The sequence below is a fragment of the Paraburkholderia caribensis genome (assembly GCF_002902945.1).
Taxonomy (GTDB): domain Bacteria; phylum Pseudomonadota; class Gammaproteobacteria; order Burkholderiales; family Burkholderiaceae; genus Paraburkholderia; species Paraburkholderia caribensis.
In genome coordinates this window covers 96,506-121,887 of sequence record NZ_CP026103.1, presented here as the reverse complement: position 1 = coordinate 121,887, position 25,382 = coordinate 96,506, and the positions used below count along the sequence as shown (strand labels likewise).

The window sequence follows — 25,382 nt, the reverse complement described above, 5'->3', positions numbered from 1 at the left end:
CGTGCGTCATGCGTTCAGCCTCTGACGCACGAGTCCCCGGATTAGACCCGACCCTGGCGGGCCTTCACAATCCCTTGCCGGGTGCCGGACATCGGATCGGTAGCCATCACGCCAGATAGCGGCGACAGACCATGTCGCGAATGTGTCGCACACGGATCGAAGTGCTACCGCGTGTGCCACAGCCGCCTACGCCTTCGCCCCCGCCCGCGCACGCTTCTTTGGTGCGGATGCCGATTGCGCGGGCGCCGCCTCGGCGGGCGCGCGCTTGAACAGCGGCGAACTGAGCGTCGCGGCCCCCATGTCCGCCGCGGCGCTCAACAGCGACGGCGCAAGCTCCTTCAAGCGCGACTCCGGCAATCGGCTCGTCGGCCCAGCAAGACTCACGATACCCACCACCTCGCCCGTAACGGGATTGCGCACGGGTGCGGCAATCGATGTCATGCCCGCCTCGTACGTCTCGATCGCGACGCCATAGCCGCGTTGCCGCGCGCCGTTCAGATCCTTGAGGAATTGCTGAATGGTCTTCGGCGCACGCGGCGCATTGAGCGATTTCGGCCCAAGGCCGCCCTGCTTCGACACCAGCTCGATGGCACGTTCGTCGGACAGTGTGGATAGCCACGCCTGCCCGCTCGCCGTGCAATGCAGCGGCGGCTGGCTGCCCATGTCCGGGTCGTAACGCAACCCCGACTTCGCGCCCTGCGCCTTGCCCACAAACGTAATGTGGTCGTCCTCGACCACGCCGAGGCGCGCCAGCTCGCCCGAGCTTTCCGCAAGCCGGTCGAGCACTGGCTGCGAAATATCGGACACGCCACTCGTCGACAGATAGATCAGCCCCAGCGACACCAGCTTCAGCGCCAGCATGTACTCGCCGTGGTCTTCGTCCTGACGCACAAAACCTTCGTCGATCAGCATCGACAGCAGACGGTGCGTGCCGCTGCGCGGAATGTTCAGCGTGTCGGCGATGGCCGCGAGCGGCATGCGCCCGCCATTCTTCGCCAGCAGTTCGAGCACCGCCAGCGCCCGCTCCAGATTGCCTGCCATAGTGCACTCTCATTTAAACTGTATCGTGCAAATGAGAACATGATTCCACAGTGGAATTCAAGCGGTTTCGCATGTCCTTCGCTGGGGGCCGCCGGCGGTCAGCGTCCAGCGCTCACGTCGCGCTCGCGCACGCCTGTTCGATCACCGCCCGCGCCGCCTCATGCAGGCGGCGCGCACGATCGACGGCACAGGTGGTCTGCGCCCAACGCTGCGTCGGTACTTCGACGCTCACCGGCAAGTGCCCGGGCAACGCGCGCAGGATGCCGACGAGATCGAGACCGCCCTCGCCCGGAATCATCCGTTCACAACGCGCCTGGAACAGCAAGGTATCGAGATCGGCGGGACGCTCGGCGGGTGCGTCGCAGAACTGCACGTAGCCGAAGTACTCGCGCGGCAGTGCGCGCAGTGCATCGAGCGAATCCGCCGCGCGGTCGAAGTGAATCGGGTCGATGATGAGGCCCGTGTTGCGCCTGCCGCTCGCTTCGACGATGCGCGCGCCCTGCGCGATGTTCTTCACGTCGGTCCATGGCATCGGCTCGAGCGAAGGCGTGAGGCCGAGCGGCGCCGCGATATCGCACAGCTTGCCGAGCCGGTCGGCCATGCGCGCTTCGTCGGGATCGTTGCCGGCCACGAGCACATAGCGCGCGCCCAGTTCGGCGGCTGTGTCGAGCATCGGCTTGTACGACGCCACCTCCGTATCCGGCTTTAGCCGCACGATCTCGACATCGAGCACACGCATGCCCGTGTCCTTCAACACCGCGAGCGTCTCGCGCTTGAGCTGCGTATCGCCGACGATTTCATGCCGCACTTCGTGATCGGTGGCAGGCAGCAGACGCAGGCCGACGAAGTCGTAGCCTGCATCGACCGCGCATTGCACCATTTGCGGCGGCGTCAGTTCCAGCACAGTCAGCGCCGACAGCGACAGCGCGCGCGCATGAGCCTGGGTCATCATGTCTCCTTTATCCAGTTCATATCGTACGTTTCGTACGTTTCGAGCGTTTCGTGCGTTGCGTACACCGTTCAGCGCAGCGGCGAAAACGGCGCGGGCACGTAGATCGTCGACTCCATCGTCGTCAGATGCGCGGGTCCGCCCTTCGGCGGCCAGATGCCGTCCTTGACGGCTTCGGCACGAATGCGCGAGCGTTCGTCGACGCCCGCATACGGCCAGATGTTCAGAAAACGCGGCACCGTGCCGTCCAGCGAATACATCGCGCCGATCAGCGGGGAACGTTTCGTGCGCTCCGGCACGGCCTTTTCCCATGCGTCGATCGTATGCTGCAGGCTCGCGAGCTTCGTGCCGTAGACGCGCATCTCGTAGATGCCGCCATGCACGGCCGGTTCGATGGGCGGCAGGAACGGAAAGAGCGCGTAGCTCTCTACCTTCACGTCCTCGACGAACTCGCCGCAGCCGAACGGATTGCCTTCGAGCAGCAGACGCTTGCGCTCGTTCACGAGCGCCGCCTCCGACTCGAAGCCGCGCAGCACCATCACCTTGCCGAGCGCGCCGATGTCCGAATACCAGCAGCCGAGCAATGTCGAGCCGGGCTGATTGCCGCTCGCCTTGATGCTTTCGAACACCTGCGCGTTGGTGCCGATTTTTACCGTGAGCGTGACTGTGTCATAGAGTGTCATTGCGTGGTTCCTTGATGTGAACTGGAAGAGCCGGCGCGCGTCGGGACTTGCGCCGCACCGGCAAGAGAAAGTCCCGCGAGATAGCCGAATGTCATCGCCGGGCCGAGTGTGATGCCGCCGCTCGGATAGCAGCCGCCCATCATGCTCGCGCTGTCGTTGCCGACCGCGTAGAGGCCGGCAATCGCGTCGCCGTGCCGATCGAGCACGCGGGCGTTCGCATCGGTGGCGAGGCCCGCGAACGTGCCGAGGCTGCCCGGCAGCAGCTTGACGGCGTAGAACGGCCCGTCTTCGATCGGCGCGATGCAGGGGTTCGGCTCATGCGCCGGGTCGCCCTGTACGCGGTTGTACGGCGTGGAGCCTTTGTGAAACTGCGGATCGAAGCCGTCTTTCGCGTACGAGTTGTAGGCGGCAACCGTGGTCTCCAGACCCTGCGCATCGATGCCGCACGCGGCGGCGAGTTCAGCCAGCGTCGCGCCTCGCTTCAGATAACCCGAACGCACGTAGCTCGAAACGGCAAACGGAAAGGGCTTCGAAAAACCGAGCCCATAGCGGCGCTGGAAACGGTGATCGCAGATCAGCCAGGCACACACCTCCGCACCGCGCGGCGTCGTCCCGAGCAACGCGGACATGAAATCGTGATAGGACGACGCCTCGTTGACGAAACGCTGTCCCGCGCGCGTGACGGCGATCACACCCGGCTTCGCGCGTTCGATCAGATGTGCGAACGCCACATCGCCGCCGCGTTGCGGCACGAGCGAAACGGGCGCCCAGGCGGCGGGCGCATCGAGCGTATCGTCGAAGCGCGCGCCAATCGATTCGCCAAGACGAATACCGTCACCCGTATTCGAGCGCGGCGCCGCCGACCAATGTTCCTTGCCCGAAGGCGTGTACGCGAACGTGCTGGCACGTCGCGCGACATCATGCGGAAAGCCGCCGCATGCGAGCACCACGCCGCGCGCCGCACGCACCTCGTGCACCACGCCGCCGATCTCGACGCGCGCGCCCGTGACGCGCGCGTCGTCGCGCAACAGGCCAATTGCTCTCGCGCGCGTGCGCAGATCCACGTTGCGATCCGCCGCCGACTTCAACAGGCGCGCTACCAGCGCATTGCCGTTGACCAGATGCATCGAGCGACCATGGCGCAGCTTCTGCCACGCGAACGCCGCGAGCCGCCGCGTGACGTAGAGCGCGGACTTCACGGAACGCGTCGCGCGATAGAAGTGTGCGAGATCCTGCCCCGACGCGAGCGCCATGCCCTTGATCGTCATCACCGACAGCGGCTCGCGCAGCTTGTGGATCAACGGGCCTAGTTCCCTGCCGTCGAACGGCATGGCGCATACCGAGCGGCCGCCCGTCGCCGCGCCGGGCGTCGTGTGGAAATCGGGAACGCGATTGCCGTCGACGAAGCGCATCGCCGTATGCTGCTCGAAGAATTCGACCATTTCGGGTCCGCGCGCCAGCAGCGCATCCGCCTTGTCCGCATCGAACTGCGCGCCGAGTTCGCTCTTCAGGTAAGTGCGCGGCGCGTCGATGTCCTCGCGGATGCCCGCGCGCGTCGCCAGCGGATTGCGCGGAATCCACATCCAGCCGCCCGACCACGCAGTCGTGCCGCCGAACACGTCTTCCTTCTCCGCAACCATCACGCGCAAGCCCTGCGCCGCCGCCGTCACGGCAGCCGACAGCCCGCCCGCACCGGAGCCCAGCACCAGCACATCGCATTCGAGTATCGCTTCACGCTTCATCTTCGGCTCTGCTTTTCCAGAAACTATGGAACTAACTTTCTTTGTGGAATACTATTCCACAAATTGCGATCGTGCAAAGTTTTTGTGACGATGAGGAGAAGGGACATGCGAGTGCTGGTAACGGGTGGCAGCGGCTTTCTGGGTGCGTGGATCATGCGGCGGCTGCTTGCGCGCGGCATCGAATGTGTGGCGTTCGATCTGCAGGCGAAGCCGCAATTGCTGCATACGCTGTCGCCGGAACTGCCGGCCGAGGTCCCGTGGCGAACGGGCGATATCGCGCAAGCCGCCGAGGTCGCGCGTGCGCTGGATGGCTGCGATGCCGTGATTCATCTCGCGGGCATCCTCACGCCCGATTGCGCGGCCAACCCGGTGCGCGGCGCGCAGATCAATCTGATCGGCACGCTGAATGTCTTCGACGCGGCGCGCGCGGCGGGTCTGCAACGCGTGCTCTATGCAAGCAGCGCGGGCGTGTTCGGCCCCGACGACGGCGCGACGCCGCATCCGCAAACGCACTACGGCGCGTTCAAGCTCGCCTGCGAAGGCTCGGCGCGCGCGTACTGGAACGATCATGGGATCGCGAGCGTCGGTTTTCGCCCGCTGGTGGTCTATGGCGCGGGACGCGAGACGGGATCGAGCGCCGGGCCGAGCCTCGCGTGCCGGGCGGCCGCGCGCGGCGAGCGGTACACGATGCCGTTCACGGGATCGACAGGCTTCGTGTACGCGGACGATGTCGCTGCCGCTTACGAGGCGGCCCTGTTGCGCGACGTGGAAGGCGCCCATGCGTTCACGCTCGCGGGACAGATCGCTTCCGTGCAGACGGTGATCGACAGCATTGCCTCGATCGTGCCGGGCGCGCGCATCGATGCCGCAGGCGCTGCGCTGCCCATCGCGACTGCGTTTCCGCGCGATCCCGCGCTGGCGCACCTGTTGCCGGACCTGCCGCAGACCTCGCTCGAAGCAGGTCTGCGGCAGACGGTAGCGTTCTACCGTCACACGCACGCCGCACATCACTGACGACAACCCGACCTCAAAGCGCGGGCGCGACGGGCGTGCGCGCCGCTACGGCCCGATGCACCGCGAGCGTTGCGGCCAGCGTGCGCGCGGCGTCGTCGACCGGACAGAGTGGCGCTTCTTCACGCGCGATCACGGCAGCGAAGTGGCGCAACTGTTCGTGATACGGATCGGCGCTGTGCGGCGTGCTGCGCTCGACGGTCAACGGTTCGTGCCAGCCTTTGCGCGCGCGGTATTCCCACACGTCGAGTTGCGGCAGCGTAAGCGACGCATCGGTGCCGATCAGAAAATGCGTGTTCACCTGCTGACGCGGATAGTGCGCCGCTTCGCCCGCCGCAAGGTCCCAGTTCCACGGTGCGCACGCGCAGTCCGACACGGCGAGTGTGCCGAGCGCGCCGCTAGCGAAGCGCAGCAACACGGCAGCCGTGTCCTCCACCTCGAAGCCGCGCACCGCATTCGACGTCAGCGCCTGCACCTCGACGATATCGCCGAGCAGGAATCGCATGATGTCGATGTCGTGGATCAGATTGATCAGCACGGGCCCGCCGCCCGCGCGCCGCCGCCATTCGACGTCGAAATACGCGTCGGGCTTGTAGAACGTCGCAAGCGCATTCGCGGTGACGGGCGTGCCGAGCCGCCCGGAGACAACGATTTCCTTCGCGCGCCGCAGGATCGGATTGTGCCTGCGATGGTGCCCCACCAGCAGCGGCACATTCGCCTCGCGGGCTGCGCGGCTCAGTTGTTGCGCCGCTTCCACATCGTCGGCAACGGGTTTTTCGATCAGCGCGGGAATGCCGCGCGCAATGCATGCGAGCCCCACGTCGACATGCGTCGCATTCGGTGTGGCGACGATCGCGCCGTCCGGGCGCACCTCGTCGAGCATCGGCGCGTAGTCGGCAAACCAGCGCAGCCCTTCCTCACGCGCGAATTCGCGCGCGGCAGGCGATGGGTCCGCAATCGCGACCACTTCCGCCTGCGGGTGCAGCCGCGCCCGTTCCACGTGCATCCGTCCGATCGCGCCCGCGCCGATCACCGCCAAACGTCTCCTTGCCATTTCCGTCATCTCCTCAGGTTGAACACAAGGGTCATACAACAGCGTCCAGGTGAATACCCGGATTTAATGAAATTCGCTTTGATTGTTGAATACTATTCCAATTCGAACTACAGTTCACCAAAAGTTCGGGGCGTCGAGAGTTTGCGAACGAATACGGAGAGGAGCGGAGAGACATGAAGGACGAACACACACAACCCATGAATCACGAAGCGCAGAGTGCGCCCGACAGCGCGGGCATGACGCGGCGCGCGTGGCTCGCCGCCGCGGGCAAGACGCTCGCGAGCGGCGCGGCCGTGCTGGCTGCGCCCGCGATCGTGCGCGCGCAAGGCGAGCAGCCGCTCAAGCTGGGGCTGCTGATGGCCAAGCAAGGCGTGTGGACCGAGCAGGGCGAAGTGATCGCGAACGGCGTGAAGATGGCGCTCGACGATGCGAACAACCAGGCACGCGGCCGCCGCGTCGATCTGGTCTGGTACGACGAGCCGAATCCGCAGTCGGCGCAGCAGAACATGCAGAAGCTGATCGAGCAGGACAAGGTCATCGCCGTGATCGGCGGCACGAATAGCGGCACGTCGCTGGCGATGTCTTCCGTCGCGAACCGCACCAAGACGCCCTATATCGCGCCGAACGCCGCCGCGCGCGAGCTGACGGGCAGCAGCTGCAATCCGTACACGTTTCGCGTGCTCAGTCCGACGCCCGTCACATGCCGCGCGCTTGCGCCGTCGCTGCTGGCGATCGGCAAGAAGTGGCACTTCCTCGTCGCGAACTACGCGTATGGGCAGGATATCCAGCGTTCCATGTCCGAGTTGCTGAAGCAGTCGGGCGGCACGATCGCGGGTGCGGATGTGACGCCGCTCAACACCACCGACTTCAGCTCGTTCATTCTGAAGATCCGCCAGTCGAAGCCCGATGTCGTGCTGCTCGGCCTGCCGGGCGGCGATCTCTCGACCTTCCTCAAGCAGTACGCGGAAATGGGCATGAAGGACAAGATTCCCGTTGCCTGTCCCATCATCGGCGATTCGGACCTGTGGTCGATCAACGTCGATGCGGCAACCGGCTACTACGGCAAGCCCTGGCACTACAGTTCGCCGGGGCATTCGCCCGAAGAGCTCGCGTTCATCAGGAAGTACACGGCGAAGTACGGCAAGCCGCCTGCCGACAAGGCGTGGATCGGCTGGTTCACGACGCGCGCCCTGCTCGCCGGCGTCAATCAGGCGAAGAGCACGTCCGGGCCGGACATCGTGCAGAGCCTCGAGACCGTGCAGTTCGGCGACAGCAGCGGGCCTGCCTATTTCCGCCCGTGGGATCACCAGATGCTGCGCCGCTGGACGGTCTTCAAGGTGAAGGACCACATCACCGACAAGTGGGACTGGCTCAACCAGGTGTCGGCCGTGCCGCAGAACCCCGCGGAGCTCGACAGCCTTTACGGCACGAAGCAGGAAATCGGTTGCACGATGGCTGCGCGATAACGCGCGGCGAACTTTGCTGCGGCATCGGCGGGCCGTTGCGTGAGCCTCATGCAGCGGCCCGATCCGTTCCGCAATGTCCTGCGGTTATCTGCATTCAGCTGGAGTACAGGCATGGCAGAAATGGTGTTGTCCCAGATCGCCAACGGGTTGGTGCTGGGCTTTCTCTACGTGTTGCTCGCGATCGGTCTGTCGATCATCTGCGGGCTGCTGGGCATCGTCAACTTTGCGCACGGCGCGCTGTTCGCGCTCGGCGCGTATTTCGCGATCGCCCTGTCGACGCAGTTCGGCTGGGCCGCCGTGATCGTCGCGCCCGTCCTCGTCGCGCTCGCGGGGGTGCTGATCGAAGTGATCTTCATCCGGCGGCTGTACGGCAAGGAGCCTCTGCTCGGACTGATCGTGACGTTCGCCCTGTCGCTGCTGCTGACGGCGCTGATCCGCCTCGTGTGGGGCGCGGGCGGCCTGCCGTTCAGTCCGCCTGCCGCGCTCAGCGGCTTCCTCGTCTACGGGCCGCTGCTGATCACGAAGTATCGTCTGTTCGTGCTTGCCGCGACGGTCGCGATTCTGCTCGCGTTGTGGTGGTTCATGAAGTTCACGCCCTATGGGCGCATCTTGCGCGCGGGCAGCCGCGACCCCGAGATGGTCGGCCTGCTCGGCATCAATCTGCCGCGCGTGCTGACGGGCGCGTTCGGTCTCGGCGCGTTGCTCGCGGGCGCGGCGGGCGTGCTCGCCGCACCGCTGCTGACCGTCACGCCCAGCATGGCGACGGCAGCCGTCATGCCCGCCTTCGTGATCGTGACGATCGGCGGTCTGGGCTCGTTTGCGGGCGCCGTCGTCGCGGGCCTGCTGGTCGGCGTGGTGACGGCGCTCGCCGTGCAGTTCTTTCCGGAAGGGTCGTCGGTGGCGATGTATGTCCTGATGGCACTCGTTCTGCTCGTGCGTCCGCGCGGGCTGTTCGGCGAACGCTGGGAGCGCTTCGAATGAATGTCAAACTGTTGACCCGGCACCCCGTCGCGCTGCTGACCACGTGCCTCCTCATCGTCTCGATCGCATTGACCGCAAGCGGCACGCCGCTGGAACGCGCGACACAGATCGCCATCTACACGCTCTACGGCATGGGCGTGAATCTTCTGGTCGCTTATGCGGGTCTGGTGCCGTTCGGCGCCTCGGTGTTCTTCGGCACCTCGACGTATCTGGTTGCGATCTCGCTGCAACGTCTGATCGGCAACGAACTCGTTGCGCTGGCCGCGAGCGTGGCCGTCACGGCCGTCATGGCCGCATTGATCGGCGCGATCGTGCTCAAGCGGCGCGGGCTGTATTTCTCGCTGCTCACGCTCGCCTGCTCGCAGATCGCATTCGAAATCGCGTTCAAATGGACCGACGTGACGGGCGGCGAGAACGGCCTGCAAAACGTGCCGCGCCCGACCTTCGCGACCACCACGGGCTTTCATGTGTTCGCGTGCGTCACGGTGATCGCCGTCGCATATGGCCTGTGGCGCCTCGTCCACGCGCCATTCGGGCGCGCGTTGCAGGCGCTGCGCGACAACGAGCAGCGCGCCGCGAGCCTCGGCTATGACACCTACCGCCTGAAGCTGTATGCGTTCGTGATCTCGGCCTCGGTGATCGGTTACGCGGGCGGGTTACTGTGCCTGATGCTGCAGGGCGCGTATGCAAACAACCTTAGCTGGGAACACGCAGGCGACAGTCTGCTGATGACAGTGCTGGGCGGCGTGCACCAGTTTCTCGGGCCGCTGTGGGGCGCGATTGCGTTCATCCTGCTCGAAGACAAGCTGAGCAGCCTTACCGAACACTGGTGGCTGATGTTCGCGCCGATCATCATTGCGTTCGCGTTCTTCTCCCCCGAAGGCATTCAGGGTCTCGCGCAGCGCCTGCTGCGCCGGCCGCGCTGGACGCTCGTGCGCGACACCATTCCCGCCCGTCCCGAAGTGATCGCGCCGTACCGCGCGAGCCGCATCGACATGAATCCGGACGCGCCGATTCTCAGCGTGCGCGGGCTGTCGAAGCAATTCGGCTCGCTGGTGACGGCCGACAAGATCGACCTCGACGTCTTTCCGTATCGGCTGCACAGTTTCATCGGGCCGAACGGCGCGGGCAAGACGACCTTCTTCAACATGCTGACGGGCGTGCTGCCGCCATCGTCGGGCACGATCACGTTCGACGGCAAGGACGTGACGAGACTGGCGATGTTCCGCCGCGTGCGGCTCGGCATGAGCCGCTCGTTCCAGATTCTCAGCGTGTTTCGCAACCTCACCGTGTTCGAGAACGTGCGCGTCGCCGTGCAGGCCGCGCAGCGCGAACGGCTCGGCTTGTGGCGCGACGCGCATACGCTCGACACGCAGAACGCGCGCGCCTGGTCGCTGCTCGCAGCCGTCGGTCTCGTCGAGCGAGCGGCGGCGTCGTGCGAGAGTCTCTCGCATGGGGAACAGCGTCTGCTCGAAATCGCGTTGTCGCTCGCGACGCAAGCCCGTCTGCTGCTGCTCGACGAACCGCTCGCGGGCCTTGCGGAAGCGGATCGCGCCAATGTCGCGCGTATCATTCGCGAACTCGCGAATCATCACGCGGTGCTGCTGATCGAACATGACATCGACCGCGTGCTGACCATCTCCGACCGCGTCAGCGTGCTGCATCGCGGCCATCTGATCGCCGACGGCTCGCCTGCCAAAGTCGCGGCGCATCCTGAAGTGATCGAAGCGTACATGGGTCACGCAAAGGGCCAGCGTCCCGTCGATGCGCGTCTCGCCGACCGTGTCGCGCACATACGCGACACCCCGGCCAACCGGCGCGTGCTTCTGCAATTGCAAAACGTGAAGGCGGGCTATGCGGGCAACACGATTCTCGACGGCATCGATCTCACGCTGCACGAAGGCGAAGTGATCGCGGTCCTCGGGCGCAACGGCGTCGGCAAGACGACCGCGCTGCGCGCGGCAACGGGTGTCGCGCAGATCAGCGCCGGTACCATCACGTTCGACGGACACGACATCACGTCGCGGCCCATGCACGAGATCAACCGGCTCGGTCTCGCGATGGTCCCCGAAGGCCGCCGCCTGTTTCCGAATCTGACCGTCTACGAAAACTTGCGGCTCGCCGCACGCAAGGGCGGCGCGAGCGTCGACGAGATTTACGCGCTTTTTCCTCGGCTCGCGAACCGCAAGGACGTACGCGCCGAACATCTGTCGGGCGGCGAACGGCAGATGGTGGCCATCGCGCGTGCGTTGATGGCGCCCGCCAAAGCGATCCTGCTCGATGAGCCGTTCGAAGGTCTTGCGCCTGCCGTCGTGCAGGAAGTGCTCGATGCCGTCGTCAAGCTGCGCGAGCGTGCAAGTGTCGTTATCGTCGAACATCAGGCCGATATGGTGTTGCCGATCGCCGACCGCGTGTATGTGCTCGTCAACGGCCGCGTCGCGTACGAAAACACGGCTGACGCGCTCGCGCAGGACAGCGCGACTCAGGCCAAACTGCTCGGCATCGTGCATGACGATGCCCGTTCTACTCCGGAGGTGAAAACAGCATGACCCAAACGACTGCAACGAACGTCGCCGTATCGCTCGACGAGGGACTCAGCGGCGCGACGCGCGTGTATTTCATTGTCGGCGATCCCATTGCGCAGGTGCGCTCGCCCAAAGGCGTGACGGCGGCAATGCGCGAAGCGGGACGCGACGCGCTGGTGGTCCCCGCGCACGTCGCGCCGGACGATCTCGCGGCATTCTTCGCTGGCGTCGCGCCAATGCGCAATGTCGACGGCGTGATCATCACCGTGCCGCACAAGTTCAGCGCCGCCGGGTTCTGCTCGAGTCTGTCCGATGAGGCCGCGTTTCTCGGCGCGGTGAACACGCTGCGGCGCACGGCCGATGGCGGCTGGCATGGCGGTATGTTCGACGGCACGGGCTTCGTCGCCGCGCTCGAAGATGCCGGCTGCGATCTGCGCGGCAAACGCGCGCTGCTGATCGGCGCGGGCGGCGCGGGCTCGGCCATCGGTCAAGCGCTCGTGAGCGCGGGCGTCGCCGCCCTCGGCGTGCGCGACAACGATACGGCGCGCACGGCTTCGCTCGTCACACGGCTCGCCGCGATGCAACGCGGCGCCGTGCACGTGGCGGCGGCCGATGTCGAAGCCGGATCGTTCGACGTAATCGTCAACGCGTCGCCGATGGGCATGCGCGCCGACGATCCGCTGCCTATCGACGTGTCGCGCCTGCCTGCCTCCACGTTTGTCGGCGACGTCGTCACGAAGCCGCCGCTCACGCCGTTCATCGAAGCGGCACGGGCGCGAGGCTGCAAGACCGTGACAGGCACGCAGATGTTCGCGCGCGTATGCGATCGCATGGTCGAGTTTCTGCTCGACGCAAAAGCATGAGCGGCATGAGCGCGGCGCAGCGAGTCGCCGTCGTCACGGGCGGCGCGGGCGGGATCGGCCGGGCAATTGCGGCGCGGCTGCAACGCGACGGCATGCGCGTCGCGCTGTGGGACCTCGATGCGCGTGCGGCGCGCGAAGCCGCCGACACGCTGTGCGCTGACGAAAACAGCGGCACGAACGGCGCAGCCATCGGCGTGCATGTGGACGTGACAAACGAAGCCTCCGTCGCCGCCGCGCTCCACACCACTCTCGAACGCTTCGGCGCGCTGCATGTGCTGATGAATGGCGCGGGCACGACGGGCCCGATCTCGACCGTCGCCGACAGCGCGCTGGACGCATGGCAGCGCTGTATCGACGTCAATCTCCGCAGCGTGTTCCTGTGCTCGCGCGCCGCCGTCCAACCCATGCTCGACGCGGGCTTTGGCCGCATCGTCAATCTCGCGTCGATTGCGGGCAAGGAAGGCAATCCGTCGATGTCCGCGTATTCGGCGGCCAAAGCGGGCGTGATTGCGTTCACGAAGTCGATGGGCAAGGAACTGGCGCTGACGCCGGTGCGCGTGAACTGCATCGCGCCTGCCGTGATCGAGACACCCTTGCTGCAGCAGATGACCCCCGACGCGCTCGCCGCAAGTCTGGCGAAGATTCCGATGCAACGCGCCGGCACGGCCGGCGAAGTCGCAAGCCTGGCCGCGTGGCTGGCATCGGATGAATGCTCGTTTTCGACGGGCGCCACCTTCGATCTGTCCGGCGGACGCGCGACTTACTGACGTCCGCTTCAAACACCATCCAGCAAGCACGGAAACGGCAGCAAGGCATCAGAGGAGACAGTGAACATGAATTCAGGCAGCAGCATCCAATGGGACGAAGAAGTCGATGTGCTCGTGTTCGGCGCGGGCGCGGCGGGCATGACGGCTGCGTTGATCGCGCATCACGAGGGCCTCGACGTTCTCCTGTGCGAAAAGACGGAGGCCGTCGGCGGCATCACATCGACGTCGGGCGGCACGACGTGGGTGCCGGGCACGCAATTGAGCGTCGATGCGGGCGTGCCCGACAGCGTCGACGACGCGCGCCGGTTCTTGCAATCGGTGGTCGGCGAGCGCGGCGGCGACGAAGCACGCGAGGCCTTCCTGCAAAGCGGCCCGCTCGCCATCGACGAATTGCAGCGCATCAGCGACGTCAAATTCGTCGCGGCGGCCGCGCATCCCGACTATGTGACGGGGCCGGGCGCGGCATTCGGCGGCCGCGCGCTCGCGCCCTTGCCTTTCGATGCCCGCGTGCTGGACAAGGACTTCTCGCGCGTGCGCCCGCCGCGCAAGGAATTCATGGGCCTGGGCGGGATGATGGTCAATCGCAGCGACCTCGGCGCGCTGCTCAGTCCGTTCGGATCGTTCGGCAATTTCAGGCGCACCGTCGAAGTGGTCGGCCGCTATGTCGTCGACCGCGTGCGTTTTGCGCGCGGCACGCAACTCGTCATGGGCAATGCGCTCGCCGCCCGGCTCTTCTACAGCTTGCGCAAGCGCGGCGTGGCAATACGCTTCGAAACGCCGCTCGTCGAACTGGTTCGCGAGCAAGGCCGCGTGACGGGCGCCGTGATCGGTTCGCGTGACGGCGAGCAACGGCGCATCGGCGCGCGTCGCGGTGTCGTGCTCGCCACGGGCGGCGTCGCGCGGCATCCGGCGCTGCGCAAACAGTTGTTTCCGGCTGCCGCACAACGGCTGTCGCTTGCTCCCGACACTCACACGGGCGACGGCGTGGGCAGCGCGCTCGCCGTCGATGCGCGACTCGAAAACGGCGGCGACAGCCCGGGCCTCTGGATGCCCTGCTCGATCCGCCGTTCGTCCGGCGGCGGCGATAGCGTGTGGCCGCATATCATCCTCGATCGCGCGAAGCCGGGACTCATTGCCGTGAATAGCCGAGGCGAGCGGTTCGTCAACGAATCCGGCTCCTATCACGACTTCGTGATGGGCATGCTGCGCGACGACGGCCATGGCCCGAGCGTGCCGGCGCATCTGATCGTCGACGCAGACTTTATCCGCGCCTATGGTCTGGGCCTGCTGATGCCGGGGCGAAGCCGCGCGCGCATTGCCGAATTCGAGCGCGCCGGGTATCTGGTCAAAGGCGACACGCTGGCCGCACTGGCGGCGAAACTGAACGTGGATGCGACAGGGCTCGCGCACACTGTCGAAACCTACAACCGCGATGCCGCATCGGGCAGCGACCCCGCCTTCGGCCGCGGCTCCAGCCCGATGAGCCGCTTCAACGGCGACGCCGCGCAGAAGCCCAATCCGTGCATCCGTGCGTTGGGCAAAGGCCCGTACTACGCCGTGACCGTGTGGCCAGCCGACCTCGCGTGCAGCGCGGGTCTGAGCGGAAATGCGAACGGCGAACTGCTCGATGTGAACGGCAACGTGATACCGGGACTCTTCGCGTGCGGCAACGATCTGGCTTCGATATTTCGCGGCACGTATCCCGGGCCCGGCACGACGTTGGGGCCGGCCATCGTGTTCGGCTGGCGCGTCGCGAAGTACATCGCGGGCAAGCTGGGTGACGGCGCTTCGAATCGACGGACTCGTGTGGATGCCTGCATGAACGAATCGCCTTAAGCCGTATCGGGACGCGGGCATCGACTGCTTCCCGAGCGTGCACCGCCGTTCGACGCTAGCCCGGCCGCGTCGATTCCGCGAGCACGGCGCGCACCATCCGGGACAGCGTTTCGGGAAGATATGGCTTGCGCAGGAGCTTGACGTCGGGCGCGAGAATATTATTTTTCGAGATGATGTCGCGCGTATGGCCAGAGGTAAAAAGCACAGGAACGGGCGGCGTTCTGCTACGCGCCCAGGCGGCGAGGTCCGCGCTCTTCACCGCGCCCGGCATCACGACATCCGTCAGCACCAGGTCGACCTTGACGCCGCTTTGCAACAGCGCCAATGCCGCGTCCCCGTTGACGGCCTCGACGACTTCATAGCCCAGTTCCCGCAGCAGTTCCGCAGAGGTCGCCCGAACGCTGGCGTCGTCTTCCACCACCAGAATGATCTCGTTGCCACCGACATGCGAGACAAGGCTGAATTCCGATAGCGTGCCCTCTGCCACGGCACTCCGAGGAAAATGCATCTGTACGGACGTGCCTCGACCGACTTCGCTGAGGATGGTCAGATGGCCGCCGCTTTGCCGCACAAAGCCGAACACCATGCTCAAACCCAGCCCGGTTCCCTGGCCTTCCCCTTTGGTGGTGAAGAACGGCTCACACGCACGTTCGAGAACCTCGGGTGACATTCCTACCCCCTCGTCCCGAACCGTAATGCGCAGATACTCTCCTGCCGCGATCTCGGCACCGGTCACGTCGCTCGCGGTCAACACCACGTTTTCTCCGATCACGCTAATCTGGCCCTCTCCGTCCAGCGCGTCGCGCGCATTGATGGCCAGATTGAGCACCGCATTTTCCAGCTGGTTCCGGTCGGCCTGTATGAACCATGGATGGGCCGACAGCGACATCTGAACAGAAATGCTCTCGCCCAAAGCCCGTTGGAGCAGGTCGCCAAGCGTATCGAAAATGCGGCCTGGATTGATGACGGTGGGCGACAAGGGCTGGCGGCGAGCGAAAGCAAGCAGTTGGGATGACAGTTTCCCGCCGCGCTCCACAGCGGATGCCGCAGCGGTGACGCGTTTCTGGACATTTTCGTTACCCTTTTCCTGCAGCGCGAGCACTTGCAGATTGCCCGAGATGGCTTGCAAGACGTTGTTGAAATCGTGCGCGACACCCCCTGTCAGTGCGCCGATCGCCTCCATTTTCTGTGACTGCCGAAGTTGCTCTTCGAGTTCTACCCGGGCCGTCACCGCATCCGCCACCCGTTGCTCCAGGTTGCGCGTCAGCTTGAGCAGCGCAGCTTCAGCCTCCTGTTGCCGCCGCTCGGCGATGACGCGCTCGGACGTCTCGATGACGACGGCGATGACGCCAGCGGGCGCGCCGTCATCCTCGACCACGGGGCTGTAGTAAAGATCCATCCAGACGTCTTCGGCGGCGCCGTTGCGGAACAGAACGAGTTCCTTGTCCTTGTAGGACAACGTGCCGCCCGCGAGGCAAGTGTCGACGACGTTGCGATTGAAATCGGCAATCTCTGGCCAGCCCTCCTCGACGGGAGACCCGAGCAGAAACGGATGGCGGCCGCCTGCGAAAACCGCATAGGCGTCGTTGTAGACCATATGTCCAGCGTGCCCCCACAACATCACGAGCGGTACGGGAGACGCGAGCACTAACTGAACAGCCGCTCGCAGACTCGATGACCAATCGTCGATGAGGCCGAGCGACGTCCTCGACCAATCGAAGTCACGGATTCGCAGGGCCATTTCGCCGCGCCATCCCGCGCATCCATGGTCTTTTCCTGACCGCAACATTCGACACCGCCTTCTGCCGGACCATGCCGGCAATCTGCGAAAACAACCAGGATCGCGCGAATTCGACGCGATGCGGACGACTGAACGTGACTATGTGAGCAAAAAACAGGCCCGGACCTAACGATCACCCAACAGGCCCGCGATTCCTCACCTGTCCGACGCGACGGCTGAATCACCGCGCCGGAAAAAGCCATCCATCGAGATCACACGGAGCCTGTCGGGCGATGCGCATTTCAGCGGCCTGTCAAAGGTAATCTCGCCGCCAGGCGATTTTCTCGCGCCCCCCGTTCCCTGCAATCGCGCTCACCGTCTCCGCCTCCAACTCTTATATAAGACATAAGACATTTGACCGCATAGGGTATTGCAATTAAAATCGGGATTAAAGCAGTGCCCGAAGCAGTTTCGACGTGCCTGAAAAGTCCTCCCCTGAAACGCAATACCAGCAGGTCTCCCATGCTTGAAAACTTTCGTGCTCATGTAGCCGCGCGCGCCGCGCTCGGCATTCCTCCGCTGCCGCTGACGGCTCAGCAGACCGCCGAGCTGGTGGAACTGCTGACCAACCCGCCCGCTGGCGAAGAGCAGACCCTGCTCGACCTGATCACCAACCGCGTGCCCGCTGGCGTGGACGAAGCCGCGCGCGTGAAGGCGGGCTTCCTGGCCGCCGTGGCCAAAGGCGAGACCGCCTGCGCGCTGATCTCGCGCACCCGCGCCGCCGAGCTGCTCGGCACGATGCTAGGCGGCTACAACATCCAGCCGCTGATCGAACTGCTGTCCGACGCCGAAGTCGGCACCGTCGCCGCTGAAGCGCTGAAGAAAACCCTGCTGATGTTCGACCAGTTCCACGACGTCAAGGAACTGGCGGACAAGGGCAACGCCAACGCCCGCGCCGTGATGCAAAGCTGGGCCGACGCCGAATGGTTCACCAGCCGTCCGGAAGTGCCGCAAAGCCTGACCATCACCGTGTTCAAGGTGACGGGCGAAACCAACACCGACGACCTGTCGCCGGCCCCGGACGCCACCACCCGCCCGGACATCCCCCTGCACGCGCTGGCAATGCTGAAGAACGCCCGCCCCGGCATCACGCCGGAAGAGGACGGCAAGCGTGGTCCCGTCAAGTTCATCGAGTCGCTGAAGGAAAAGGGCCACCTGGTCGCGTACGTGGGCGACGTGGTCGGCACCGGCTCCTCGCGCAAGTCGGCCACCAACTCGGTGCTGTGGTTCACGGGCGAAGACATCCCCTTCATCCCGAACAAGCGTTTCGGCGGCGTGTGCCTGGGCAGCAAGATCGCCCCGATCTTCTACAACACGATGGAAGATGCCGGCGCACTGCCCATCGAACTCGACGTGTCGAAGATGGAAATGGGCGACGTGGTCGAACTGCGCCCGTACGAAGGCAAGGCGCTGAAGAACGGCGAAGTGATCGCCGAGTTTCAGGTCAAGTCAGACGTGCTGTTCGACGAAGTGCGCGCCGGCGGCCGCATTCCGCTGATCATCGGTCGCGGTTTGACCGCCAAGGCGCGTGAAGCGCTGGGTCTGGCTCCGTCCACGCTGTTCCGCCTGCCGCAGCAGCCGGCCGACAGCGGCAAGGGCTTTTCGCTGGCGCAGAAGATGGTTGGCCGCGCCTGCGGCCTGCCGGAAGGCCAAGGCGTTCGCCCGGGCGCGTACTGCGAACCGCGCATGACTTCGGTCGGCTCGCAGGACACCACCGGCCCGATGACGCGCGACGAGCTGAAGGACCTGGCGTGCCTGGGCTTCTCGGCTGATCTCGTCATGCAGTCGTTCTGCCATACGGCCGCTTATCCGAAGCCGGTCGACGTGAAGACCCACCAGACGCTGCCGAACTTCATCAGCAACCGTGGCGGCATCGCGCTGCGTCCGGGCGACGGCGTGATCCACTCGTGGCTGAACCGCATGCTGCTGCCCGACACCGTGGGCACGGGCGGCGACTCGCACACCCGCTTCCCGATCGGCATCAGCTTCCCGGCCGGTTCTGGCCTGGTCGCGTTCGCCGCCGCTACGGGCACGATGCCGCTGGACATGCCGGAATCGGTGCTGGTCCGCTTCAAGGGCAAGATGCAGCCGGGCGTGACCTTGCGCGATCTCGTCAACGCCATTCCGCTCTACGCCATCAAGCAAGGCATGCTGACGGTTGCCAAGCAAGGCAAGAAGAACATCTTCTCGGGCCGCATTCTCGAAATCGAAGGCCTGCCCGATCTGAAGGTCGAGCAAGCGTTCGAATTGTCGGATGCCTCCGCCGAGCGCTCGGCCGCCGGTTGCTCGGTGCGTCTGAACAAGGAACCGATCATCGAATACCTCAACAGCAACATCACGCTGCTGAAGTGGATGATCGCCGAAGGCTATCAGGACCCGCGCAGCCTGCAGCGCCGTATCAAGGCGATGGAGCAGTGGCTGGCCGACCCGCAACTGCTGTCGCCGGACGCCGACGCTGAGTATGCAGCCGTCATCGAAATCGATCTGGCCGACATCCACGAGCCGATCGTGGCCTGCCCGAACGATCCGGACGACGTGAAGACGCTGTCGGACGTGGCCGGCGCCAAGATCGACGAAGTGTTCATCGGCTCGTGCATGACCAACATCGGCCACTTCCGTGCCGCGTCGAAGCTGCTGGAAGGCAAGCGCGACATCCCCGTCAAGCTGTGGGTCGCGCCGCCGACCAAGATGGACCAGAAGCAGCTGACGGAAGAAGGCCACTACGGCGTGTTCGGCACGGCTGGCGCGCGTACCGAAATGCCGGGCTGCTCGCTGTGCATGGGCAACCAGGCACAGGTGCGTGAAGGCGCGACGGTCATGTCGACCTCGACCCGTAACTTCCCGAACCGCCTGGGCAAGAACACGAACGTGTACCTTGGCTCGGCGGAACTGGCGGCGATCTGCTCGCGTCTGGGCAAGATCCCGACCAAGGAAGAGTACATGGCCGACATGGGCGTGCTCAACGCCAATGGCGACAAGATCTATCAGTACATGAACTTCGACCAGATCGAGGACTTCAAGCAAGTGGCCGACACCGTGGAGATGTAAGCGTGCTGTCGGGCTACGGCGTGTCGTTCTCGTCGTAGCACCACGCAATGGCGCCGCGGGCTGAATGCCCGCGGCGCTTTTTTTTGGGGGAACGGGTTCCGGAGTGACACGATTTCGCAGCCGCTAGCCAAGGAACCTCGCTGAATCGCTTCCCGCGCACGACGAGCCGACCAGCCGGCCTCGATGCCCGGCCGTCGAATCACCGCACCCTACGCATAGCGCAACCGGGCCCCCTCGAACGGTTCAGCCGCATCCCGCTCGCCTTCGTCAGCAAGCCCCTTCACGAGTTCCTCCACGCGCGCCGCCGCCGACATCACACGGTCGATCTTCCCGACGCCCTGCCCCGCATACAACGACAACTTCTGCGCCATTCTCGGTTTGTCGATCGCCCGCGCGCCGCCGCCGATATGCCGCAACAGGTTCCACTTGTCGCGATTCGGAATGACCCGGTGCGGCGTGCCGTATTTCCAGCCGAACGAATAGCCGGTGCGGTATTCGGTGTCATCGACCGTCGCATCGACGATCTTCTGCTTGTAAAGCGGATGAGCATTCGACTCGTCACACGCAACGAAAGCCGTGCCGCAGAGCACGCCGCCCGCGCCCATGTTCATCACCGTGCGGACGTCGTCGCGATTCGTGATCCCGCCTGCCGCGAGCACAGGACGCCCGCCCGCCGCAGCGATGAGCGACGGCAGCAGCGAAAGCAATCCAATCGTGCCGCGGTTCAGATGCCCGCCGCTTTCGCTGCCCTGCGCAGTGATGATATCGGCGCCCTGCGCGATAGCCTTGCGCGCGAGCTCCACGGAACCGACCTGCACCATCACCACCATTCCCGCGTCCTTTGCGCGCGAGATCATATGCGGATAGTTCTCCGCATAGAACAGCGACAGCATTTTGGGCTTTTCCTGCAACACGACCTGAAACTGCGCCTCGAATACATCCGGGCCGCCGAACGAAGGGACGAGATTGACGCCGAACGGCTTGTCAGTCAGTTCTTTCGTTTCACGGATCCATCGCCGCAGCGCGAGCGGCGGCAGACGCAAACCGCCCACCGTTCCCATCCCGCCCGCATTGGCGACGGCGGCAACGAGCTTCGGACCGGAGATCGCGGCCATGCCGGCGAGGAAGATCGGATATCTGACGCCACAGAGCTTCGTGACGGCGTTTCCACCCAACTCAAAACCTGTTGTGCTCATGATTCAAAGCTCCACGCGTTTGCCAAGCATGCGTTTCAACGCATCGTTCTTCAACACGAAATGATTCTTGCAGGCACCGAAGATATGCAGCGCCAGGCCCAGCACGAACGGCGTTGCGCCGATCCTGAAGAGCACCTCGAAGACCTGCGCGGCCTGCGGATTCGGCTGCATCGGCGATGGAATGATCCATCCGCCGGGCAATTCGACCAGCTGGCCAGCCGCCGATTTAGCCAGCCACGCGGCGACGGGGAGCAGCACCATCGCCAGCGCCAGCGCAGTCGCAACCGACCGGCTCACGATCACCTCGACCGGATTCGGCGTGCCGAGCGGCAACGGATGCCACGACGTCAGGCGCGCCCAGAACCGATAGACCGAGACCGGAAACAGAATCGCGCCGAGCAGATTCAGAACCCTCGCTAGCTCGGCATTCGGCGCCGCGACAAGCGCGATCTCGATGCCGATGATCGCGAGCACCAGCGCCGCGACGATCCAGTGCAGCGCGATCGTGACGGGCGAAAAACCCAAGCCCGTATCGCGCCACTGAAAGCGGCCGTGTACATGCGTGCTGCGCACTTGAGCATCGCGTGTGGATGACGTAGGCGAGTTCGACATTTTTTGTTCCCTATCGATTGCAGCGTTCACTAGTGACTGGCGGCGCGCGACGAACCGATGCCCGTCTGGGCGCGGACAAACTGCTCGTCGAATTGCTCGCGTTCGTTTGCCGCTCTCGCGCCCTGATCGGTGACCGATCCGATCCAGGTGAAGAAGAAAGCGATCGACATCGAAATGATCGCGGGGTAGTCGTATGGGAAGACGGGCGTCGCGTGTCCGAGCACCTTGACCCACACAGCGGGCGACAGCACGACCAGACCCACTGCGCTGACGAGCCCTGCAATGCCGCCCATCAGCGCGCCGCGTGTCGTCAGGCCTTTCCAGTAGATCGCGAGCGTGAGGATCGGAAAATTGACCGACGCGGCCACGCTGAAGGTCAGCGCCACGAGGAACGCGACGTTCTGATCCTTGAACACGATGCCGAGCACGATGGCCACGCCCGCGATCGCAATCGACGCGATTCTCGACACACGCTTTTCCTTCGCGTGGTCGGCGCGATTGCGCTTGATGACCATCGCGTACAGATCGTGCGAGATGGCCGATGTGCCTGCCATCGTCAGTCCCGCCACGACAGCGAGGATGGTTGCAAAGGCGACGGCAGACAGGAAGCCCAGCACGAGATCGCCGCCCATTGCCTTCGCCAGATGCATGACGGGCATGTTGCCGCCGCCGATCAGCTTGCCGCCGGGCACGCCGCCCTCGTAGAACGCCGGATTGCGGCCGACGATCACGATCGCGGCCGTGCCGAGCACCATGACGATCAGAAAGAAGTACCCGATAAAGCCCGTCGCGACGAACACGGACTTGCGCGCCGCCTTGGCATCCGGCACCGTGAAGAAGCGCATCAGGATATGCGGCAAGCCCGACGTGCCGAACACCAGTCCCACCGACAGCGACAGCATCGCAAACGGATCGGCGACGAGCTTGCTCGGCAGCATGATGCCGGCGCCGCTCTTATGTGTGGCGATCGCTAGCGCGAACATGTCGTCGATCGAGAAACCGAACTTGCTCAACGCGAGAACCGCAAGCAGGGTCGCGCCGAACAGCATGAGTACGGCCTTGATGATCTGCACCCAGGTTGTCGCAACCATGCCGCCGAAGGTCACGTACACCGCCATCAACGCGCCGACCACGACGACGGCATAGTTGTATTGAAGCCCGAACAGCAACTGGATCAGTTGACCCGCGCCCACCATCTGCACGACGAGATAGAAGCACACCACCGTCAGCGAGCCGAATGCCATGAGCGTGCGTATTCTTTGCTGGTCGAGTCTGAACGATGCAATGTCGGCGATCGTGACCTGCCCCAGATTTCTGATGCGCTCGGCAAACAGGAACATCAGCAACGGCCACGCGACGAAGAAGCTCACCGCGTAGAGCATGCCGTCGTAGCCGTTGAAGAAGATCATGCTCGTCACGCCGAGCAGCGCCGCCGCCGACATATAGTCGCCCGCCAGCGCGAGACCGTTCTGAAAACCGGAAATGCCACCGCCGGCGTTGTAGAAGTCCTTCATCGACCGGGTCTTCGACGCCGCCCAATACGTGATGCCGAGCGTCGCGACGACGAACGCGAGGAACATGACGATGGCCGTCGTGTTGAGCGGCTGCTTCTGTGCTTTTTCGAGCACCTCCGCTGCGGCCATTGCGTCGCAGGCGATGCAGGCGGCCAGCACGCCGCCGATGAGTTCGAAGCATCGTTTCATTGCGCGTCTCCCGCGAGGACCTGAGCGGTCAACTCGTCGAACTCGCCGTTTGCGCGGTGAATATAGATGCCCGTCAGTATCCACGTGCCGACGATCAGCGCGACGCCCAACGGCCAGCCGATCGTCATGACACTGCCGGGAAACAGCTTCAACGCGAGCACTTGCGGCGCGAAGCCTGCTGTCAGCACGAATGCGTAGTAAGGCAGCAAGGTGCCGAGCGTGAGCAATACGACGAGCCTGCGCCGCCGCGCGACGAGTCGTACGAAAGCCGGCGACAACCGGACGTTGTGAAGTGCAGTCGTTTGGACCACGATGTCTCCTGTATTTCGTTTCGAAGTGGGCGCATTTCGGGGGCTACCCGACACGCTCTTCTGCTTTCCTCAACGATAGGAGCGGCGATCGATCAAGTAAAATGATGATTGATGATGCATGACATCATCGTGAGTGAGACGTGCGGTTTTGGGTTGTTGGGTTTTGGGTTGTTGGGCTTTGCGCTGGCATCCGCGATGCGTTAGCTCACTTCACGCGTCGCCCCTGTGCGGGGCGGCACCTACTTTTCTTTGCCGCCGCAAAGAAAAGTAGGCAAAAGAAAGCGGCTCACACCGCCAATCCTTGACGTTTACCCACGGGCCCTCAACGTCCCCACACTTCGCACGGCAACGCCCTTGTTCGTGTGCGTTGCCAACGCATCGAACTGGCGCCTCACCCGCTTCAGACTCCCGTACAAAGGCCAGCGGCAGCGAATGGTATGTGCCGCCCAGGTGGCAAACTGTGTGTAGGTTGTCGCGTCGTATAGGGTGGCGCTCTTACAGGGTGGGACGCGTGCGAAATCGGTCCGGAGTGATGCGTGTGAGGTACCAGGGCCTACACACAGTTTGCCACCTGGGCGGCGGTGGGCTGTCTGGCACGGCATGCTCAAACGCAGGTGCGTGAAGCGGGTGAGGCGCTCATTCAGAGCGTTGGCAACGAACGTGGGTCACGTGATTGCCGTGTGAAGCGTAAGAACCTTTGGGGGCCCTCAGGCAAGAACTAGAATTGGCGGTGTGAGCCGCTTTCTTTTGCCTACTTTTCTTTGCGGCGGCAAAGAAAAGTAGGTGCCGCCCCGCACAGGGGCGACGTGTGAAGCGAGCTAACGCATCGCGGATGCCAGCGCAAAGCCCAACAACTCAAAACCGCAACTGCCAGCCCAAAGGCAAAAACCCTGCCCGCCCACACCCACCGCAACGACAAAAAACCAACCCGCGTCGCAGACAGCAAAAACCCATTTATTCCTCGCAATCACAACAGTTTGTCCAACCCGGGTGTTCGCAACGCCGCCGAGGAAGCCTAGATTTACGACCTAACGGCACTGTCAATTCCGACACAAGCCGAACAACAGTTCGAGGTCCATCATGAGCAATTCGGAAAAAGTAGCAATCGTCACGGGTGCATCGCAAGGCATTGGCGCCGAGATCGTCAAGGGCTTCCGCGAGCATGGTTATCGCGTCGTCGCTGTTGCGCGTTCGATCAAGCCGTCGGACGATCCGAACGTCGTGGCGATCGCTGGCGACATCGGCGACCGCGCAGTCGCGCAACGTGCCGTGTCGGAAGCGATTGCACGCTTCGGCCGTGTCGACACGCTGATCAACAACGCAGGTATTTTCATCGCCAAGCCGTTCACGCAATACACGGCCGAAGACTACGCCGCCGTGCTCAATGTGAATGTGAACGGCTTCTTCCATATCACGCAGCTCGCCATCGCCGAGATGGAAAAGAACAAGAGCGGCCACGTCCTGCAAATCTCGACGAGCCTCGTCGATCACGCAATCTCAGGCGTGCCGTCGGTTCTCGCATCGTTGACCAAGGGCGGCCTGAACGCCGCAACCAGGTCGCTCGCCATCGAATACGCGAAGTCGGGCATCCGCGCGAACGCCGTTTCGCCCGGCATCATCAAGTCGCCGATGCACGCGCCGGAAACCCACGAAGCACTGGGTGCGCTGCATCCCGTCGGCCACATGGGCGAGATGAGCGACATCGTCAATGCCGTGCTGTATCTCGATTCCGCGTCGTTCGTCACGGGCGAGATCCTGCACGTCGACGGCGGCCAGAGCGCAGGCCACTAAGCACCTCAACAAGCACGGCGAGG

General features: G+C 64.3%; 19 protein-coding genes. 9 read left to right on the top strand and 10 right to left on the bottom strand.

What is annotated here, in order from left to right; all coding sequences use genetic code 11:
* Positions 1–186 precede the first annotated feature (186 nt).
* The 4 genes from C2L66_RS30060 to C2L66_RS30045 form a co-directional block, all read right to left on the bottom strand.
* The gene (locus C2L66_RS30060; RefSeq protein WP_054931477.1) at positions 187–1,041 is read right to left on the bottom strand and encodes an IclR family transcriptional regulator; all 855 of its coding nucleotides are present in this window, start codon (positions 1,039–1,041) and stop codon (positions 187–189) included.
* A 112-nt stretch (positions 1,042–1,153) separates the two neighbouring features.
* Positions 1,154–1,990 carry a sugar phosphate isomerase/epimerase family protein gene (locus C2L66_RS30055; protein WP_060610675.1) on the bottom strand — a complete coding sequence of 279 codons (837 nt, stop codon included), beginning with the start codon at positions 1,988–1,990 and terminating at the stop codon, positions 1,154–1,156.
* 71 nt (positions 1,991–2,061) lie between these two features.
* Positions 2,062–2,673: an NIPSNAP family protein gene (locus C2L66_RS30050; protein WP_007584171.1), complete on the bottom strand. Its 612-nt coding sequence runs from the start codon at positions 2,671–2,673 to the stop codon at positions 2,062–2,064.
* Positions 2,670–4,415 carry an FAD-dependent oxidoreductase gene (locus C2L66_RS30045; protein ID WP_060609740.1) on the bottom strand — a complete coding sequence of 582 codons (1,746 nt, stop codon included), beginning with the start codon at positions 4,413–4,415 and terminating at the stop codon, positions 2,670–2,672. The genes C2L66_RS30050 and C2L66_RS30045 overlap by 4 nt, the downstream gene beginning before the upstream one ends.
* A gap of 105 nt (positions 4,416–4,520) precedes the next feature.
* Between C2L66_RS30045 and C2L66_RS30040 the strand changes: the two genes are divergently transcribed.
* The gene (locus C2L66_RS30040; RefSeq protein ID WP_060609737.1) at positions 4,521–5,429 is read left to right on the top strand and encodes an NAD-dependent epimerase/dehydratase family protein; all 909 of its coding nucleotides are present in this window, start codon (positions 4,521–4,523) and stop codon (positions 5,427–5,429) included.
* A gap of 13 nt (positions 5,430–5,442) precedes the next feature.
* On the opposite strand, the gene C2L66_RS30035 is transcribed toward C2L66_RS30040, so the two are convergent.
* On the bottom strand, positions 5,443–6,480 hold the full coding sequence (locus tag C2L66_RS30035; RefSeq protein ID WP_060610672.1) for a Gfo/Idh/MocA family oxidoreductase: 1,038 nt from the start codon (positions 6,478–6,480) through the stop codon (positions 5,443–5,445).
* 173 nt (positions 6,481–6,653) lie between these two features.
* Here C2L66_RS30035 and C2L66_RS30030 point away from each other — a divergent pair, with 173 nt between their 5' ends.
* The 6 genes from C2L66_RS30030 to C2L66_RS30005 all read left to right on the top strand — a co-directional run bounded on the left by C2L66_RS30030 (position 6,654) and on the right by C2L66_RS30005 (position 14,918).
* Positions 6,654–7,946 (top strand): ABC transporter substrate-binding protein, encoded by a 1,293-nt coding sequence (locus C2L66_RS30030; RefSeq protein WP_060609734.1) that lies wholly within the window; start codon positions 6,654–6,656, stop codon positions 7,944–7,946.
* A 111-nt stretch (positions 7,947–8,057) separates the two neighbouring features.
* Complete coding sequence (locus C2L66_RS30025; protein ID WP_035992123.1) at positions 8,058–8,927, top strand: branched-chain amino acid ABC transporter permease; 870 nt, start codon at positions 8,058–8,060, stop codon at positions 8,925–8,927.
* A complete protein-coding gene (locus tag C2L66_RS30020) occupies positions 8,924–11,476 on the top strand; it encodes a branched-chain amino acid ABC transporter ATP-binding protein/permease (protein WP_060609731.1) in 2,553 nt (850 codons plus the stop codon). The genes C2L66_RS30025 and C2L66_RS30020 overlap by 4 nt, the downstream gene beginning before the upstream one ends.
* A complete protein-coding gene (locus tag C2L66_RS30015) occupies positions 11,473–12,315 on the top strand; it encodes a shikimate dehydrogenase family protein (RefSeq protein ID WP_060609728.1) in 843 nt (280 codons plus the stop codon). Before C2L66_RS30020 ends, C2L66_RS30015 begins: the two co-directional genes overlap by 4 nt.
* A gap of 5 nt (positions 12,316–12,320) precedes the next feature.
* Complete coding sequence (locus tag C2L66_RS30010; protein WP_082670573.1) at positions 12,321–13,082, top strand: SDR family oxidoreductase; 762 nt, start codon at positions 12,321–12,323, stop codon at positions 13,080–13,082.
* A gap of 66 nt (positions 13,083–13,148) precedes the next feature.
* Positions 13,149–14,918 (top strand): FAD-binding protein, encoded by a 1,770-nt coding sequence (locus tag C2L66_RS30005; RefSeq protein WP_060609723.1) that lies wholly within the window; start codon positions 13,149–13,151, stop codon positions 14,916–14,918.
* A gap of 55 nt (positions 14,919–14,973) precedes the next feature.
* Here C2L66_RS30005 and C2L66_RS30000 read toward each other — a convergent pair whose 3' ends face one another.
* Positions 14,974–16,659 carry an ATP-binding protein gene (locus C2L66_RS30000; protein WP_060609720.1) on the bottom strand — a complete coding sequence of 562 codons (1,686 nt, stop codon included), beginning with the start codon at positions 16,657–16,659 and terminating at the stop codon, positions 14,974–14,976.
* Between the two features lie 501 nt (positions 16,660–17,160).
* Here C2L66_RS30000 and acnB point away from each other — a divergent pair.
* Entirely contained in the window at positions 17,161–19,746 is a 2,586-nt protein-coding gene (gene acnB, locus C2L66_RS29995; RefSeq protein WP_060609717.1) for a bifunctional aconitate hydratase 2/2-methylisocitrate dehydratase, read from the top strand.
* 209 nt (positions 19,747–19,955) lie between these two features.
* Here the strand turns inward: acnB and C2L66_RS29990 are convergent, their stop codons facing one another.
* The 4 genes from C2L66_RS29990 to C2L66_RS29975 are packed head-to-tail and all read right to left on the bottom strand — an operon-like array spanning position 19,956 to position 23,568.
* Positions 19,956–20,942, bottom strand: coding sequence for an NAD(P)H-dependent flavin oxidoreductase (locus tag C2L66_RS29990; protein ID WP_054931468.1), 987 nt, complete (start codon positions 20,940–20,942; stop codon positions 19,956–19,958).
* Between the two features lie 3 nt (positions 20,943–20,945).
* Positions 20,946–21,554 (bottom strand): cytochrome b, encoded by a 609-nt coding sequence (locus tag C2L66_RS29985; RefSeq protein ID WP_082670534.1) that lies wholly within the window; start codon positions 21,552–21,554, stop codon positions 20,946–20,948.
* Positions 21,555–21,583: 29 nt separating this feature from the next.
* On the bottom strand, positions 21,584–23,257 hold the full coding sequence (locus C2L66_RS29980; protein WP_060609714.1) for a cation acetate symporter: 1,674 nt from the start codon (positions 23,255–23,257) through the stop codon (positions 21,584–21,586).
* Entirely contained in the window at positions 23,254–23,568 is a 315-nt protein-coding gene (locus C2L66_RS29975; RefSeq protein WP_054931466.1) for a DUF485 domain-containing protein, read from the bottom strand. Before C2L66_RS29975 ends, C2L66_RS29980 begins: the two co-directional genes overlap by 4 nt.
* Positions 23,569–24,648: 1,080 nt before the next feature.
* On the opposite strand from C2L66_RS29975, the gene C2L66_RS29970 reads away from it, so the two are divergent.
* Positions 24,649–25,359, top strand: coding sequence for an SDR family NAD(P)-dependent oxidoreductase (locus C2L66_RS29970; RefSeq protein WP_054931465.1), 711 nt, complete (start codon positions 24,649–24,651; stop codon positions 25,357–25,359).
* Positions 25,360–25,382 lie beyond the last annotated feature (23 nt).